Origin of the sequence: Escherichia sp. KTE96 (genome assembly GCF_000408525.1) — a bacterium.
Taxonomy (GTDB): domain Bacteria; phylum Pseudomonadota; class Gammaproteobacteria; order Enterobacterales; family Enterobacteriaceae; genus Escherichia; species Escherichia marmotae.
Window position 1 is genome coordinate 134,723 of sequence record NZ_KE137146.1, and the last position, 14,706, is coordinate 149,428.

General features: G+C 52.0%; 14 protein-coding genes. All 14 read right to left on the reverse strand.

The genetic code is table 11. The features are described 5' to 3' along the window. Positions 1–85: 85 nt before the first annotated feature. The 14 genes from cpsB to wza all read right to left on the reverse strand — a co-directional run bounded on the left by cpsB (position 86) and on the right by wza (position 14,378). Positions 86–1,522, reverse strand: a complete 1,437-nt coding sequence (gene cpsB / locus A1WG_RS20485) for a mannose-1-phosphate guanyltransferase (protein WP_001516631.1) — start codon at positions 1,520–1,522, stop codon at positions 86–88. Positions 1,523–1,524: 2 nt separating this feature from the next. Then, positions 1,525–2,748: a colanic acid biosynthesis fucosyltransferase WcaI gene (gene wcaI, locus A1WG_RS20480; RefSeq protein WP_001516632.1), complete on the reverse strand. Its 1,224-nt coding sequence runs from the start codon at positions 2,746–2,748 to the stop codon at positions 1,525–1,527. Then, the gene (gmm, locus tag A1WG_RS20475; protein WP_000479830.1) at positions 2,745–3,224 is read right to left on the reverse strand and encodes a GDP-mannose mannosyl hydrolase; all 480 of its coding nucleotides are present in this window, start codon (positions 3,222–3,224) and stop codon (positions 2,745–2,747) included. Before gmm ends, wcaI begins: the two co-directional genes overlap by 4 nt. A gap of 2 nt (positions 3,225–3,226) precedes the next feature. After that, complete coding sequence (gene fcl, locus A1WG_RS20470) at positions 3,227–4,192, reverse strand: GDP-L-fucose synthase (RefSeq protein ID WP_000043582.1); 966 nt, start codon at positions 4,190–4,192, stop codon at positions 3,227–3,229. A 2-nt stretch (positions 4,193–4,194) separates the two neighbouring features. Beyond that, positions 4,195–5,316, reverse strand: a complete 1,122-nt coding sequence (gene gmd / locus A1WG_RS20465; protein WP_000048206.1) for a GDP-mannose 4,6-dehydratase — start codon at positions 5,314–5,316, stop codon at positions 4,195–4,197. Positions 5,317–5,342: 26 nt separating this feature from the next. Next, positions 5,343–5,891 carry a colanic acid biosynthesis acetyltransferase WcaF gene (gene wcaF, locus A1WG_RS20460; RefSeq protein WP_001516634.1) on the reverse strand — a complete coding sequence of 183 codons (549 nt, stop codon included), beginning with the start codon at positions 5,889–5,891 and terminating at the stop codon, positions 5,343–5,345. Positions 5,892–5,906: 15 nt separating this feature from the next. Beyond that, positions 5,907–6,653, reverse strand: a complete 747-nt coding sequence (wcaE, locus tag A1WG_RS20455; protein WP_001516635.1) for a colanic acid biosynthesis glycosyltransferase WcaE — start codon at positions 6,651–6,653, stop codon at positions 5,907–5,909. Between the two features lie 125 nt (positions 6,654–6,778). Further along, the gene (gene wcaD, locus A1WG_RS20450) at positions 6,779–7,999 is read right to left on the reverse strand and encodes a colanic acid polymerase WcaD (RefSeq protein ID WP_001516636.1); all 1,221 of its coding nucleotides are present in this window, start codon (positions 7,997–7,999) and stop codon (positions 6,779–6,781) included. Beyond that, positions 7,974–9,191, reverse strand: a complete 1,218-nt coding sequence (gene wcaC, locus A1WG_RS20445; RefSeq protein WP_001023865.1) for a colanic acid biosynthesis glycosyltransferase WcaC — start codon at positions 9,189–9,191, stop codon at positions 7,974–7,976. Before wcaC ends, wcaD begins: the two co-directional genes overlap by 26 nt. Then, positions 9,188–9,676: a colanic acid biosynthesis acetyltransferase WcaB gene (gene wcaB / locus A1WG_RS20440; protein WP_000888754.1), complete on the reverse strand. Its 489-nt coding sequence runs from the start codon at positions 9,674–9,676 to the stop codon at positions 9,188–9,190. The genes wcaC and wcaB overlap by 4 nt, the downstream gene beginning before the upstream one ends. A 2-nt stretch (positions 9,677–9,678) precedes the next feature. Beyond that, the gene (gene wcaA, locus A1WG_RS20435) at positions 9,679–10,518 is read right to left on the reverse strand and encodes a colanic acid biosynthesis glycosyltransferase WcaA (protein WP_001516637.1); all 840 of its coding nucleotides are present in this window, start codon (positions 10,516–10,518) and stop codon (positions 9,679–9,681) included. A 106-nt stretch (positions 10,519–10,624) separates the two neighbouring features. After that, positions 10,625–12,787: a tyrosine-protein kinase Wzc gene (wzc, locus tag A1WG_RS20430; RefSeq protein WP_001516638.1), complete on the reverse strand. Its 2,163-nt coding sequence runs from the start codon at positions 12,785–12,787 to the stop codon at positions 10,625–10,627. 2 nt (positions 12,788–12,789) lie between these two features. Then, positions 12,790–13,233 (reverse strand): low molecular weight protein-tyrosine-phosphatase Wzb, encoded by a 444-nt coding sequence (gene wzb, locus A1WG_RS20425; RefSeq protein ID WP_000482894.1) that lies wholly within the window; start codon positions 13,231–13,233, stop codon positions 12,790–12,792. 5 nt (positions 13,234–13,238) lie between these two features. Then, on the reverse strand, positions 13,239–14,378 hold the full coding sequence (gene wza / locus A1WG_RS20420; RefSeq protein ID WP_000978108.1) for a polysaccharide export protein Wza: 1,140 nt from the start codon (positions 14,376–14,378) through the stop codon (positions 13,239–13,241). Positions 14,379–14,706 lie beyond the last annotated feature (328 nt).

Consider the following 14,706-nt stretch of genomic DNA (forward strand, 5'->3'; position numbering starts at 1 on the left):
TCGCGATTCGGCATTCATTGCCTGATGCGACGCTACCGCGCCTTATCAGGCCTACAAAACCCGAACCACAGGTCGGATAAGGCGTTTACACCCGTCCGTAGCGATCCGAAAAACGCACCACATCATCCTCTTCGAGATAAGAGCCGGAGCGCACTTCAATTAAATAGAGCGGAATTTTCCCCGGATTTTCCAGGCAATGCGTCGCCCCCAGCGGAATATAAATGGACTCGTTTTCACCAAGCAGTTTGATATCACCGTCAATGGTGACTTTTGCCGTTCCCGCCACCACCACCCAGTGTTCTGCCCGGTGATGGTGCATCTGTACCGACAACCCCTCGCCCGGTTTCACGGTGATGCGTTTCACCTGGTAGCGGTCGCCTGCGTCGATAGAGTCATATTTGCCCCACGGGCGGTACACTTCGCGATGCACCCGATGCTCATGACGACCATCAGCTTTGATCTGCTCGACCACTTTTTTCACATCCTGCACCGCGTTCCGATCGGCAATCAACACCGCGTCTTTGGTCTGCACCACGACCAGATCTTTCACCCCAACGGTGGTCACCAGGCCAGATTCGGCATACACATAGCTGTTTTCGGTTTTGTGATTAATCACGTCGCCGTGGCAAACATTGCCCTCGGCGGTGTGTGCGCTGATCTCCCATAATGAGGACCAGGAACCGACATCGCTCCAGCCCGCATCCATCGGCACCACAACGGCATCTGCCGTGCGTTCCATGACCGCGTAATCCACCGACTCTTCCGGGCAGGCGAGAAACGCTTCTTCATCCACACGAATAAAATCGAGATCCGGATCGATGGCGCTCATCGCTTTTTCACAGGCGTCGAGAATATCCGGACGATATTTTTTCAGTTCTTCGAGATAGCGTCCGGCGCGGAACAGGAACATGCCGCTGTTCCAGTAATAATCGCCGTTTGCCACATAGCCCTGCGCGGTTTCCAGATTCGGTTTTTCGACAAACTGCGCCACTTCAAAGGCCACCATATCCTGCTCGCCGGGGGAAACGTCGCCGCGACGAATATAGCCATAACCGGTTTCAGGTAGATCCGGCACAATGCCGAAGGTCACCAGCTTGCCCGCTTCGGCATACGGCATGGCATTACGCACGGCGCTGCGAAAAGCGTCCTCATCGGCAATCACATGATCCGCCGCCAGCACCAGCATTAACGGGTCGCTCTCGGGGCTATGGCGTTTTGTCGCCAGTGCCGCCAGCGCAATGGCGGGCGCGGTGTTGCGCCCTACCGGTTCGAGAATAATGTTCTCGGTGAGTTTGTTTAGTTGACGCAATTGCTCCGCGACAATAAAACGATGTTGTTCATTGCAAATCACCACCGGGCTTTCGCACTCCACGCCGTTCAGGCGGCAGATGGTGGTTTGCAGCATGGTGAGATCACCTTTCAGGCATAAAAACTGCTTGGGGTAAAGTACGCGGGAAAGTGGCCATAAGCGGCTACCGGAGCCACCTGCCATCACCACAGGATAGAGTTTCGACTGCGCCATAATTATCCCCGAATATCATTTATAAATTGACGTAACACGTTCTCTTTATCGAGCGTGCGTTCGGCATATTCACGTGCCACCGTGTTGTGTCTGGGCAGCAGGAGCGCCTGGCGGATCCCCGCCACCAGCGCCTCTACCGATTCCGGTTCTACGCAAACCGCAATACCTGGAAAGGTGGCACAAAGCTGCCCCAGTTCTGTGTGGGCTTCTGCGGTAATCACCGCGTTACCGCCTGCCGCCAGAATATTGGTCAGTTTCGACGGCAATACGGCATCTGCCACGCCGCGTTTTTGCACTACCAGATGGCAATCGCCCATCTTCAGCAGCGCGGGCAAGGCTTTATACGATTGCAGCGGGAAAAATTGCATGTTGCGCAGCCCACGCTGCTGCGCCATTTTTTCCAGCCGCGCTTTGCCGCCGCCCTGCCCGACAATGGCAAAAATCAACGGTTCATCGCGCAGGCGATCGGCGGCTTCAATAACGTTTTCCAGCCCCTGCTTTTCGCCAATATTGCCGGAGTAAAGAATGATTTTTTTGTTATCCGGTAGACCAAGCTGGTTACGAAGGGCGTCTACATCGGCCTGTGCAACGTGCTGAAAACGGGCGATTTCCGACCAGTTGGGGAAGAAGATGACTTTTTCCGCCGCCACGCCTTTTTCGATGGCTTTATTCATCATCGAGCGTGAAATCGTGGAGACATTATCAACGTTGTGCAGCCCGCTACGTTCGAACGCTGTTGCCAGGCGGGCCACTTTGCCGCCGTTGCCTTTTCCGGCAAGACCCAGCCCCAGCATGGCGTCCACTTCGTAATCCTGAATATGCAGCACGGTACGCGCGCCAGAGAGTTTTGCCAGCAGGCGCATTCCCGGCGTGCAAAACAGCGTTGGCACCACGCCGATAATGCGATCCGGCCTCCAGCGGCGTTGCGCCATCAGCGGGAAGAAACTACTGACGGCAAAACTGCCAAGATGCAAAAGGCGTTTCAGGGTACTGGGCTGTTCTGGCACATACAGCGGGCAGCGCCACACCGTGGCTGCGCCCTCTTCCCGTTTGTACCGCCAGGCGGAATAGTTCTCGCCCACCTGCCACTGCGGATAGTAAGGCGGCGCGGTAATGACCCGCACTTCATGACCTTGTGCTGCCAGCCATTCCACCATCTCGCCAGTGTATTTGCCGATACCGGTTAGCTCTGGCGAGTAGTTAATGCCGTAGACCAGAATTTTCATAAGCCAGGCACTCCGGCACGCTTCTCAGCGAGAAAATAGGCGCGGCTGTTCGCATGAACATCGTCACTGGCCAGCAGCGCGTCCGCCGTCAACCAGCGGTAATCGTCATGCTGTTCGTCCGGCAGCAACAGCTCTTCTTCCGCTACCCTGAAGCGAAAACCGAGCACCACATAGTGGGTGGTGAAATCTGTACCGGAGAAGTTATCGTCATAAAAATGCTGCCAGACGCCGTAAAACTGGCCTGCTTTCATCGGCAGTCGCAGCCCCAGTTCCGCCAGCGTCAGCCGCTCAAATGCGGCTTCCAGCGTTTCATCCTTCTGCACGCGCCCTCCCGGCACAAACCAGTAACCCTGCGCCGGGCGGTTGGTTCTTTTGCCAAGCAGGAACTCGCCGCGGCTGTTCTCGACAATAAAGTCGAGAGAGACAAGCGGGGTCGAGCGCACTACTGTGGCAAAGTCTTCCTGACGTAAAAACATCATTACCCCCGAAAACGCTCTTGATTCTCAAGAAACCACTGGTAGGTGCTGGCAAGCCCCGCCTCCAGTGAGATTTCGTGATACCAGCCAAGTTGATGCAGGCGTGTCACATCCAACAGTTTGCGCGGCGTGCCGTCCGGTTTGCTGGCGTCGAAAACTACCCGACCTTTGTAGCCCACCACTTTAGCGATAGTTTGCGCCAGCTCGCGGATGGTGCAGTCAACGCCGGTGCCGACATTAATGTGCGACAGCATCGGCTGGGTGTTCTCCAACCAGACTTCGTGCGCCAGCTCCATCACATGAATGCTCGCCGCCGCCATATCATCGACATGCAGAAATTCGCGCATCGGTGTGCCGCTGCCCCACACCACCACGTCCGGTGCATTCTGTGCTGTCGCCTCGTGGAAGCGGCGCAGCAATGCAGGGATCACGTGCGAGTGACTCGGGTGGAAGTTGTCATGTGGCCCGTACAGGTTGGTCGGCATGACCGAGCGGTAATCGCGTCCATATTGGCGGTTGTATGATTCGCACAGTTTGATCCCGGCGATTTTGGCAATCGCGTAGGGCTCATTGGTCGGCTCCAGCGTCCCCTGTAACAACTCGCTTTCTGCCATCGGCTGTTTTGCCAGTTTTGGGTAGATGCAGGACGAACCGAGAAAGAGCAGTTTGTTCACGTCGTTCTGATGCGCGGCGTGAATGATGTTGCTCTCAATCATCATGTTCTGGTAGATGAAATCCGCCGGATAAGTATTGTTGGCAACAATGCCGCCCACTTTCGCCGCCGCCAGATACACCTGGTCAATGCGCTCACTGGCAAAGAAATCATCCACCGCGCGGCTGTCCAGCAGGTTCAGTTCGTCGCGGGTAAGCAATACCAGTTCCACATCGCCGCGCTGTTCGAGCTGGCGCTTGATGGCGGAACCGACCATCCCGCGATGGCCAGCGATAAAAATACGTTGTTTACTCATGCTTAAGACTCCAGCGCGATCGCCACGTCGTAGCCGTGAGATTTCAGCAGAGAGTGTTTTTTCGCTGCCTCAAGGTCGTTAGCCACCATTTCAGAGACCATCTCTTTGAGGGTGATTTCCGGTTTCCAGCCCAGTTTTTCGTGCGCTTTGGTCGGATCACCGAGCAGCGTTTCAACTTCAGCCGGACGGAAGTAACGTGGGTCAACGGCGATAATTACATCACCCGGTTTTACGCCTGGTGCGTCATGCCCGGTGACGGAAACCACTATGCCCTTCTCTTCAACGCCCGTGCCTTCAAAGCGCAGTTTGATACCCAGTTGTGCCGCCGCCATTTCCACAAACTGGCGCACGGAGTACTGAACGCCGGTAGCGATAACGAAATCTTCTGGCTGTTCCTGTTGCAGCATCATCCACTGCATTTTTACGTAATCTTTGGCATGACCCCAGTCACGCAGGGAATCCATATTGCCGAGGTACAGGCAGGACTCCAGCCCCTGAGCGATGTTGGCGATTGCGCGGGTAATTTTGCGGGTGACGAAGGTTTCGCCACGGCGCGGCGATTCATGATTAAACAGAATGCCGTTGCAGGCGTACATGCCATAGGATTCGCGGTAGTTGACGGTTATCCAGTAGGCGTACAGTTTGGCGACCGCATACGGAGAGCGCGGGTAGAACGGCGTAGTCTCTTTCTGTGGAATTTCCTGCACCAGACCGTACAGTTCAGAGGTGGAAGCCTGATAGAAACGGGTTTTCTTTTCCAGACCGAGGAAGCGGATCGCCTCCAACAGACGCAGCGTGCCCATCGCGTCAACGTCTGCGGTATATTCCGGTGATTCAAAAGAAACCGCAACGTGGCTCATCGCCCCCAGGTTGTACACTTCATCCGGCTGTACTTCACGCAAAATGCGCGTCAGGTTGGAGGTATCACTCAGGTCGCCATAATGCAGATGGAATTTCGGGTTGCAGGTGTGTGGATCCTGATAAATATGATCCACGCGCTCGGTATTGAATGACGATGCGCGGCGCTTAATACCATGCACCTCGTAACCTTTCTCCAGCAGCAGTTCTGCCAGGTAAGAACCATCTTGTCCGGTTACGCCGGTGATGAGAGCGACTTTTGACATGTCTTATTCCTCTGTATTTTTTGAATTTATTCAGTTTCAACGCGTTTGCGTATCACCACTGCGGGGTTCCCCCGGCAAACCACATTTGCCGGAAGCGATTTAAAAACACTGCTTCGCGCACCTACGACGGTGCCGTCGGCAATAGTGACGCCGGGCGCGACAAAAACATCCGTCGCCAGCCAGCATTTCTCGCCAATCACAATTGGCAAGGCGTTAATAGTGAAATAGTCACTTGCATGATCATGACTGCCGGTACACAAATAACTTTTTTGTGAAATTACCGAATGAGCGCCAATGGTAATTTCGCCAAGGGTATATAAATTAACCTCATCACCGATCCACGCGTAATCACCTAAAGTTAATTTCCACGGATAAGTAATTTTTACTGACGGGCGAATAACTACGTTTTTTCCTATTTTTGCGCCGAATAAACGTAACAAAAATGCCCGCCAGCGATACAATACTTGCGGTGACCAGGCAAATAATGTTGCCTGTACCGTCCACCATAATTGCACTTTAATCGCGTTGCCGCCCCGGAACCCTTTCGGCACCGAAAACCCACTTAAATCCTGCATCGTTTTCCCTTATATTCAGCTTTTGTTATATAAGGCTTTCGTCTTTGAGGTAGTACGCTGGCGTAAATGCCAGGATAATTCAGCCCAGAAGCCAGGCACATGTAATATTTGTCGTTGTACTTTTTTGGCGTCTGCACACAATTCCATATTATTGGTGGTAGAAATTCCGCCCATGGAAAATTCAGACACCAGTCCATTGAGTTTTTTAAATGCGTAACCGGCCTTATACATTTTGGCCGCCAGCGCGTAATCGGAAGAAACTTTATATTCCAGATCATAACGCCATTTTTTCAGACCAGAAACCGGGAAAAATATCGCCTGATGACTGGCGGGCAGACTGTGATAAATATACCAGCCAGGTTTGGCGCTACGTTTAATTTTATGGCCATCGCCAAAATCCAGCAGCGCATCGCCAGTGACCATCACGTTATCTTGTTGTGTTTTTAACTTACGCACAAAATTCGCGGCATTCGGGTGAAAGATATCGCCCGAGTTGAGAAACAAAGCAAATTTGCCTTGCGCCATCGCAATGCCTTTGTTCATGGCGTCGTAGATGCCGTTATCTGGCTCACTGACAAAGCGTAAGTTATGAACACCATTGAGATTTTCCAGATACTCACGGCTGCCGTCGTTCGAACCGCCATCGACAACAATCCATTCGAAGCTGATATCCTCCGCCTGCGCCAGATGCGTCAGGGAGGCGTGTGTTTTAACTATCCCTTCGAGATTACGAAACGCGACGGTGATTATGCTAAGCAACATGTTCTTACCTCGTAATACCCGTCATACTTCAAGCTGCATGTGCGTTGGTTTTCCTCGCTCCCCCCAGTCACGTACTCGTGTACGTTCCTGGGATTCGCTGTGTCACCAACTTCCTGCAACTCGAATTATTTAGGGTGTATATTTAACGCTTTTCGCAAAATAAACGGACAGACGATTAAAAATGCATATTCCGGGCTAAATATTGAACCGGTAAAAAACAGCGACACCGGAGTAAAAAGATATAATTGCACGCGAAAATTGCGGTTATCACCAAAAGCGTTGAGCATCATTTTTATCACTTTCCCCATGTACCACAGCGATAAAAACACCGCGAACCAGGAAAAATAAATAATCAGCAGATATAAACCATTGTCTATGGTTTTTCCGACATCCGCACCGTTAAATATTCCGAATGATGCGACATATTCATAAAGTGAGCCAAATCTGACCACACCGTCAATATGGGTCAAAGAATAACCGACCATCACCAGCGGACCAACAATACGATAATACGATGACGATCCTTCCGTACCTAAATCTCCCAGACGGGTGGAAATATAAGGAAACGCAATGACCACACCAACCAGGAATACAGCCAAAGAAATCAATGCCAGCGGTAATTTTTTCTTAATCGCCTCTTTATTCAGATACTGAAATGCCCACTCCAGCAAATAAAACAGGATAAAGGTCATAACCCCTGAAAACGATCCGGATAATATTATCCCTGCGAGAATCATAGCATCGGTTTTAGGGGTTTTGATACCAAACTGTTTGATACTGAGCCAAATTGAGATTAATGCCAGAGCGAAAAATGCCGGTTCGAAATAAAGTGCCGTGGTACGCTTGCCACCGAATTTAATGAAATTCAGTACATAGCTGTTACTGTAAATCAGGTATTTCGAAATCGACTCCATAATACTGCTGCCGCCAGTAAGGATAATTTGCGCCATCTCCACCGCCGCCAGCGCCACCACCAGCCCAACCACCAAATAAAAGAAGCGTAATATCTTGCGGTGGTTGTGTGGCGAAATGGTTTTAAAGCGAATGCTCCACACCATGCCAATAATGATCACGATATAGACAAACAGCATCGTCGAGGTAACGTATTTGCTGGCATCCAAAGACTGACCAAACAGGTAGTTAAACGCCGTGAGTCCCGCACCAATCCCTAACGCTATCATCAATTTTTTAACGCTGATGCGCTCTAAAAACAGCAACAACAAGACAGGCAAAAAGGTGGCGATGGTGATGGGAAAACTTTCGCCAAGCTGGGCGATTTTGACGTTAACCAGCAGGTAAATCAGCGGCAACAGCAGGTAGCTACAGATCCTGATAGAACTTGACATACTCCTCCAGCATCTGTTGTCCACTGTAGGCGGTGCGACTGCGCTGGCTGAACCCGGTAAGTGTGGTGCCAAATATCGCCTGCGCGATTTCTGGTTTACTTAACTGCACCAGTTGCAGCACTTCTTCTTCGCTGACGGTTTTACCGCCAGACTTTTGCAGCACTTCCCACGCCGCGTCGCTGTGAGTGGCAATCACCGGCACACCGATGGATAACGCTTCACACAAAATCAGCGGGTAGTTATCGACGCGAGAGCTAAATACCAGCGCATCCATTTGATTAAGCGCGCTCATCAGCTTACGTTTGTCGGTTTCAAAACCGTGATTGACCACGTTGCCTGCGCTAAACGGCGAGAACTTACCGAAGGTATGAAGTTCGATTTTATCGCCCAGCGCCATCATTTCGCGTACCAGTCGCTGGTTAGTTTTGCCGTCATAACGCAGGTCATGCGCCACCACAGCGATTTTCGGCTTGCCCTGGGTTTCGCGCACCGGTGGCAGTTCCGCCAGAATTGCCTCGGTTGCCACGTCAATCCCGTTATTGATAATCCGGCAACGCCCAGGCCCGTACAGACTATTGAAAGCGTCAGCCACATGCTGGCTGGGGGAAATAAACTGACAGCCCAGCGCCAGCATCTCACGGAACAACTGGCGTTTGCCTGTAACTCGCTGGTGCGCGCGATCAACCTTCACCGGCGGATAGTTATTTAGAGTCGGGCATTTCTGACAGCCCGTTTTCCAGCCTTCACAACCGTCGGTAAAGGCGCAGCGTCCGGTGACACTCCAGTGGTCGTGCAGCGTCCAGAGCAGAGTGACATCTGGCTTGTGGTTTTTCACTTTTTCGCAAAATCTCACCACGTTGTTGAGATTCAACCAGTAACTGTGCAGGACATGAAAATGCAGCACCACTGGCCCCTGCGTGCGGGTAATGGTGCGATATAACGCATTAAAATTGCCGAACACGTCGCGGTTAAACAGTGGAAACAGTGCGATATTCGCCATCGCCGTCAGGCGTGGGGTGTGTTTAATCACCTGCGGATAGTTTTGATGGCTGACACTCTCTTTGCCGCCCTTGCCGTAGCCGTAGACAAAATGTGACGCCAGCCCCTGTTGCAGTGCGCGCTGGTGGAGATCTAACGCCACGCCTGCCGCCCCGCCCTCCGCCAGCCGCACATTAAATTGCAAAATATTCATTTAATTACCTTCACTCGCGCTTTTTCTCCCACCACCAGCGCGTTGTCCGGGACAGCATCGAGCACCACGCTGCCCGCGCCGACAGTCACGTTGTGACCAATGGTGATATCGCCAAGAATAATGACATTGGCACCGAGTTCGACGCCGTTGCCAATTTGGGGGCACGCCATGTTGTCGGCTCCTCGATTGCCAATAGTGACGCCGTGGCGAATGGTGAAATCATCCCCCGCCACCACGTTTTTATTGATCACCACCGCGTAGCCGTGATGGATGGTAAAACGACGTCCGATGGTCGCGGCAGCCTGGATTTCATAACCGAAAAAGCATTCAGTGATAATGCGATACAGCACCAGCAGCGGAACCGCCCACAGATTGTTGAGGACGTTCTTTTTGCGCCACACCGAGCAAAAATGGGCAACGCGATAGGCGAGAACCATGCAGCACGGGCGGAGACTCCAGCTATTGGCGCGCAGATCTTCCAGCATCCTTAGCGCCCCCGCAGCCCGTCCGCCAGACGTTTACCATTGCGCACTGACAACAGTGTCAGCAAAGTGCGCCAGGTCATGTGCTTATTGCGGATTTGATAGAGGGTAAACAGTTGATACTTTTTGCTGGCGCGGTCGAATTTGTCTTTGTGCTTGCGGTAAAAATGGAAGTATCCGGAGAATTTTTTCGGTGACGAGGTGATCTGCATTTCGCCGTGATTGATATGCAGGATCTGCGTCGCCTCTTCCACTTTCCACGGTTCGCCATACTCCACCACCATCCGCAGGAAGATGTCGTAATCCTGTGCTGCTTTCAGTTCGGTATCGAACAAACACTCTTTGAAACGCCACGCCCAGGTAAAAACCTGGTTGCCGATGATGTTGCGCTTGTAGAACAGGCGGCGTGAATACGGCGATTTGGGATACAGCGGCAGGCTTGCCGGTTGGGAATAGACTTCGCCCTGGCAAACGTAGTCGTTAGCGTACAAAAAGGCGTGAGTGACCAGTTGCTGTTTATGGGCGAGGAAGACGCTCAGGCGGTTGGGTGTCCACTCGTCATCGTCATCGATCCCGGTGATGTATTCCCCTTGAGCCAGCATAATCGCCTGGTTGCGTACCGCGCAGGCTCCGTTGTTAATATCGTTGTGAATGTAGGTGATGCGTGGGTCATTGAGGGCTGTGACGTATTGTTGCAACTGTTCCCAGGACGTAGAGCAATCATCAACGATGATCATCTCCCAGTTGCTGTAGTCCTGGCGCAGGACCGATTTGATCGCCCGAATCGCCAGTTGTTGGCGGTTCCAGGTCGGCATATAGATTGAGATCAGCGGATTTTCTTTCATAGTTTGTTCTCCCGGCTTATGAGCTGGTTTGCTTGCCGGATGCGGCGTGAACACCTTATCCGGCCTACGGGGCGGTGCGAATGCAGGTATCGGGAAACCGACCTCGTTATTTTGCATCCGACTTATATTCATATTCGTAGTAGCCATAATCCTGATACGCACTGGCGCGGCGGAAGATGGAGTTCAGAATCACCCCTTTCACCGTAATCCCGTTTTGCTCAAAACGGCTGAGGCTGGTTTCCACTTCTTTCAAGGTGTTGACCGCATAACGCGCCACCATCAAGGTGGTTCCGACATGACGCCCGACAATTGCCGCATCGGTCACCGCCAGAATCGGCGGCGTATCAATCAACACCAGGTCGTAGTTTTTACTCGCCCAGCTCACCAATTCGGCAAAGCGTTCGCTCATCAGAAGTTCAGACGGATTCGGCGGCACCTGACCGCGCGGGATCAGGTCAAAATTAGGAATCGAAGTGGGTTTGGCACTGGCCGCAATATCACCCTTGCCAATCAGAAGCTCCGACAGGCCATTGACGTTATTGGTGCCGAGTAACTCGTGGGTATAGCCTTTGCGCATATCGCAGTCGATCAACAACACCCGTTTATTGGTCTGACTGATCACCGCGGCAAGGTTGGCACAAACAAAGGTTTTACCAATTGACGGGCTAACCCCGGTCAGCATCAGCACATTATTTTGCGCCTGCATCATCGCGAAGTGCAGGCTGGTACGCAGACTGCGGACGGCTTCAATCGCCAGATCGGTTGGATTCCCCACCGCCAACAACTGGCTCTGTTTGTAGCGTTTAATACCTTTAATCGTTTTGACACTATCGCGTGCTTTCTGCCATTCCGACAGTGGAATGCTGGCGTAAACGCTGATGCCATGTTCTTCCAGCACCTGCGGGCTTTCAATACCGCGATTAAACAGTGAGCGCAGCAACACGCCAACAATGGAGAGCATCAGGCCGAGGATAATCGCACCAAGAATAATCAACCCTTTCTTCGGTTTCAGTACACCAGGCTGGGTGATTGCCGGGTCAACAATACGTACATCACCGACGGTACTGGCTTCAGTAATTTTCAGCTCCTGCTCTTTATTCAGCAGTTGCATATAGACCTGTTGACCAGATTCCACATCGCGGGTCAGGCGCACAATCTCTTGCTGAGTTTTCGGCATCGCCGTCACCCGGCCGTTAAGTTTGGCTTTTTCGTCTTCCAGTGCCTGACGTTTCTCCAGCAAGGTACGGTAGGCCGGGTGGACTTTGGTATACAGTTTGGAGATTTCCGCCTCTTTAAAGGTCAGTTCGTTAAGCTGTGCGTCGATGTTGACCATCGAATCGAGCACTGCTTTTGCTTCCAGCGGTAAATCGACGGAATCTTTATCCTGACGGAAGGCATTCAGTTTGTTTTCAGCGACATCAAGGCGGCTGCGCACTTCCGGCAACTGCTGTGCGAGGAAGGCGAGGCTTTTCGACGCTTCTGCCGACTTACGTTCAATATTTTGTTCCTGATAGTTACGGGCGATGCTGTTAAGAATGTCGCGGATCTGTTCGCGATCTTCACCGGTATAAGTCAAGCTAAGTACACCAGCGTCTTTGCCGTTCTCCGTTACCGTCAGGCTATTTTGCAGTTGATTAATCATCCCGAGCGTGGAGTATTTCGTAACCGTAAACGCACTGCCCGGACTGGCGTGAATGGCTTCGACCATCAGCGCGACGCCCTCTTTTTTCAGCATCTGGCCTGCTTGCCCACGGGCGCTAAAGCCACCATCACTGATCAGGGTGTAGTTTTTGTTGTCCAGAACGTTAAGCGTAAACACCTGATCCGCCATCTCTTTTGGACGGTTAAAGGTGGTCACTTTCACCGTCTCGTTCTGGCGTCCCATCAGACGATCCCAACCCGCACCGAAAATCGGGAACGTGTTTTTGCTCACCGCAATATCAAGGTCGAGATCGTCAACCGTTTTGCCGAGCACCAGACGCGATCGAATCAACTGGATCTCGGCGTCCGATGCTGGCGGTTTGTTGGCTAACGCCGAACCGATGTCCTGCACCAGCGAATTACCGCCACTTTGTTCGATTTGAACCAGTGCATCGGCGCTGTAAATCGGCGTGGCGAAGAAGGTGTAAATCACGGCACAGAGGGCGAATACGGCAGTGATGACAAGCACCCACCAGCGCGCTTCAATGACGGTGCCGACCAGACGACCAATATCGATTTCATCACTGCCCGTTACCGGAGCGGCATGTTGTTTTACTTTTTCTGTCATTCTTATACCTGCTCTGCGTTCAATGCCTGCGCCCACTGGCGGGCAGACCGTTCAAGTAATGTGTACACCGCTGCAAACGTTTCCCGACTTTTGCGATAGGGGTCGGGGATTTCACATTCGTTATCCCAGTGACCAAACAGCATCACTTTGCCGCGCATCTCCGGCGCTATCTCGCATAAACGGGCGATATGGCGCTTTTCCATGGTCAAAATCAGGTCATAGTTGCGACACAGGCGGCGGCTGATTTGCCGGGCGCAGTGACCTTCCAGAGACAGTTGATGTTCTGCGGCGACGCTGATGGCGGTAGGATCAGCGCCTTTACCTACCAGCGCACCGAGCCCAGCGGACTCCACTTTCAGCTCAGGGTGATAACGTTGTAGTAAGCGCTCCGCCGTCGGGGAGCGGCAAATATTACCGACGCAGACAACTAAGATGTTGTTAAACATGACGATTACCAGTTATGAATGTCGCTGGCTGTATCCGTCATGTAACGGACACCGCTAATAGTTGGCAGCAACTGATTGATCAGGCGGTTCCAGCGGGAAACCGGGGCGGTGGTGACATACACCACGTCGTAAGGCTGGAGGCGGAATTCCGTCGCCATCACCAGCGAAGTGGCATCGGACATATCCAACTGGTAGATGTTGGCAATCTTGCCGCCGCGCCCGCCCTCGCCTTTCAGCGGACGAATGACAAAGATGCCGCTGGCGTTAGAGGTGGTCATATCAATACCTTCGGCATTGCCCAGGGCTTCAGTCAGGGTCATGCCGCTAAAGTCCATTTTCAGGGTGCTCTGTTTCTTCACTTCGCCCATCACGAACACTTTCAGATCGTCATTACGCGGCACGTAAAGAATATCGCCCGGATAAAGCAGTCGGTTCTGGTTGAGATCGCCGTTTTGCATCAGCGCCTGCAAAGAAATACGTTCTTCGCGGCCATTGTGTGTCAGAACGACGTTGCGCCAGTCGGCGGTGTCGGTCAGGCCACCAGCGGCGTTAATGGCATCGAGAATGGTCAGCGGCACGTTGGTAATGGCCTGCTGACCGGATTTATTCACCTGACCGGAGATATAGGCTTTTTGCGAACGGAAGGCGGCGATATTAACGTCCACCTGCGGGTCAGCGATGTATGTCGCTAAGCGGCGGGTAATATCACTGCGAATTTCAGCGAGAGTTTTGCCCACCACGTGAACCTTGCCAATATACGGATAGAACATGGTGCCGTCAGGCTGTACCCAGTTACCGGCATCGCTGGAGCTGCGGTACTGACCGGCAGGCGTGGTGAGTTCAGGGTGATCCCAGACAGTGACGTTAAGAACATCGCCGGGTCCAACACGATACTGGTAATTAGCAATCTCACTTTCCAGCGTCATATTAGGGCGCGCCACGTTGGGGCGTGGGCGTAATTGATCAACCAGACGTGGGGTAAGCGGATAAACATTCACCATTTTGTCGAGATCGAAATCAGCGTCCTGCTGTTTGATGACGTCTTTACCCATCGTAGACATATTGCTGCCCGGAAGTACTGTGCAACCGCTTATCAAGGTTACTGACACCAATAATGGCATCAATTTCATTTTGGATTTCATCATTGTTTATTTATCACTTTGGCAGAGTCATTATCCTGTGCATTATTCGTCGCAATATCACTATGCACATTTACCTTGCAGTTAATTGAATAAAAATTTAACTGGCATCAGTCCTAAAAAAATTGATTTCATCCGCAGGCTATTGACAGAATAATTCAGACTCATCGTTCAGGCATCCAGACACGCTACCGCCCCTGGCTTTTTAGCTACCAATACACTGATTTGATTCAAATTTTCTAACCCTTTCACCATGCAACAGTCTATGTGAAAGCATTATTCCGGAAATTATTTCCCCGACTATAAGATAGCATTATGGTAATTAAATACTTGC

Excerpts from the sequence above, each read along its gene's own strand:
- gmd (WP_000048206.1), bottom strand. The coding sequence starts at position 5,316 with ATGTCAAAAGTCGCTCTCATCACCGGCGTAACCGGACAAGATGGTTCT.
- fcl (WP_000043582.1), bottom strand. The coding sequence starts at position 4,192 with ATGAGTAAACAACGTATTTTTATCGCTGGCCATCGCGGGATGGTCGGT.
- cpsB (WP_001516631.1), bottom strand. The coding sequence starts at position 1,522 with ATGGCGCAGTCGAAACTCTATCCTGTGGTGATGGCAGGTGGCTCCGGT.
- gmm (WP_000479830.1), bottom strand. The coding sequence starts at position 3,224 with ATGTTTTTACGTCAGGAAGACTTTGCCACAGTAGTGCGCTCGACCCCG.
- wcaF (WP_001516634.1), bottom strand. The coding sequence starts at position 5,891 with ATGCAGGATTTAAGTGGGTTTTCGGTGCCGAAAGGGTTCCGGGGCGGC.
- wzb (WP_000482894.1), bottom strand. The coding sequence starts at position 13,233 with ATGTTTAACAACATCTTAGTTGTCTGCGTCGGTAATATTTGCCGCTCC.
- wcaD (WP_001516636.1), bottom strand. The coding sequence starts at position 7,999 with ATGTCAAGTTCTATCAGGATCTGTAGCTACCTGCTGTTGCCGCTGATT.
- wcaB (WP_000888754.1), bottom strand. The coding sequence starts at position 9,676 with ATGCTGGAAGATCTGCGCGCCAATAGCTGGAGTCTCCGCCCGTGCTGC.
- wcaC (WP_001023865.1), bottom strand. The coding sequence starts at position 9,191 with ATGAATATTTTGCAATTTAATGTGCGGCTGGCGGAGGGCGGGGCGGCA.
- wcaE (WP_001516635.1), bottom strand. The coding sequence starts at position 6,653 with ATGTTGCTTAGCATAATCACCGTCGCGTTTCGTAATCTCGAAGGGATA.
- wcaI (WP_001516632.1), bottom strand. The coding sequence starts at position 2,748 with ATGAAAATTCTGGTCTACGGCATTAACTACTCGCCAGAGCTAACCGGT.
- wzc (WP_001516638.1), bottom strand. The coding sequence starts at position 12,787 with ATGACAGAAAAAGTAAAACAACATGCCGCTCCGGTAACGGGCAGTGAT.
- wza (WP_000978108.1), bottom strand. The coding sequence starts at position 14,378 with ATGATGAAATCCAAAATGAAATTGATGCCATTATTGGTGTCAGTAACC.
- wcaA (WP_001516637.1), bottom strand. The coding sequence starts at position 10,518 with ATGAAAGAAAATCCGCTGATCTCAATCTATATGCCGACCTGGAACCGC.